The organism is Vogesella urethralis (assembly GCF_007644045.2).
In the GTDB taxonomy this organism is placed as follows: Bacteria; Pseudomonadota; Gammaproteobacteria; order Burkholderiales; family Chromobacteriaceae; genus Vogesella; species Vogesella urethralis.
Map to the genome: position 1 here is coordinate 1 of NZ_VMDW02000115.1, position 1329 is coordinate 1329.

Genomic DNA, 1329 nt, shown 5'->3' on the forward strand with positions numbered 1-1329 from the left:
GGGGCTGTCCGAATTTTTGTGTAAACAGGGTTTAGGTTACGCCTGTGGAATACGTTCCTCGAATTGAATGGTAAAGCGGGTCAGCGCCGCCTTCCAATCCCGAATCGGCATGGTCCACTTCTGACTGATGTTCCTCAGCGCCAGGTAGAACAGTTTCAGCAACGCCTCATCACTCGGAAACGAGCCCCGATTCTTCGTCAGCTTTCGCAGGCTCATATTCACCGACTCGATGGCATTGGTGGTGTAGATCACTTTCCTGATCTCCGGCGGATAGTCAAAAAATGGCGTCAACCGAGCCCAGTTGCGTCGCCAGGACTGACCAATCGGCAGATACTCGTCATCCCACTTGGCCTCAAACTCGCCGAGCCGCTGCTCTGCTTCGTCGAGGGTTGCGGATTGGTAGATCCGCTTCAGGTCGGCTGCCACCTCCGGGCGCCGCTTCCACGACACGTAGTTCAGGCTGTGCCGCACCATGTGCACGATGCACAACTGCACGGCCGCTTGCGGGAAGACGGCCTCGATCGCTTCCGGGAAGCCCTTCAGGCCATCGACACAGGCGATAAAGATGTCCTGTACGCCCCGGTTACGCAGCTCGGTCACGACCTGAAGCCAGAACTTGGCGCCCTCCGTCTGGGCCAGCCACATCCCCAGTACCTCCTTCTCTCCAGCCAGGGTAACGCCGATGGCGAGATAGACGGCTTTCACGCGGACGGCTCCCTCACGCACCTTCACGTGAATGCAGTCGAGGTAGATGATCGGATAGACCGCATCGAGAGGACGAGCCTGCCAAGCTTTGACCTCTTCGCTGACGGCATCGGTGATGGAGGAGATCAGGCTGGGCGAGACCTCGGCGCCGTACATTTCTTCCAGATGGGCCTGAATTTCCCGCACCGTCATGCCCCGGGCGTAAAGCGAGATGACTTTGTCGTCGAATCCGGCCCAGCGGGTTTGGTGCTTGGGGATGAGTTGTGGCTCGAAGGTGCCTTGGCGGTCGCGTGGTACTTCGATGGGTAATTCACCGAACTCGCCCTTGAGGGTCTTGCGGCTCTTGCCGTTACGGGTATTGCCGGCGGGATTGCGCACTGGATCGTGTTTGCGGTGGCCGAGATGCGCCGCCATCTCGGCAACCAGCGCTTTCTCGACCAGCAGCTTGGTGAGCTGCTTGAGTAGGCCGTTCTCTCCGATGAGGTCTTCGGGCTTCTGGTAATCGGCCAGCAAGCTGTCCAGTAGTGCGTCAGGTACGTTGTGATTTTTCGAGCTCATTGTGTCTCCAGACTAGGTGGCAGTTTCCTGCCAAATGTCTGTTTACACAAAATTCAGTACACGCCC

1 protein-coding gene is annotated in these 1329 nt (G+C 58.1%); it reads right to left on the reverse strand.

What is annotated here, in order from left to right; genetic code table 11:
- Positions 1 to 36: 36 nt before the first annotated feature.
- Positions 37 to 1263 (reverse strand): IS256 family transposase, encoded by a 1227-nt coding sequence (locus FLQ03_RS14740; protein ID WP_144374140.1) that lies wholly within the window; start codon positions 1261 to 1263, stop codon positions 37 to 39.
- Between the last annotated feature and the right edge of the window lie 66 nt (positions 1264 to 1329).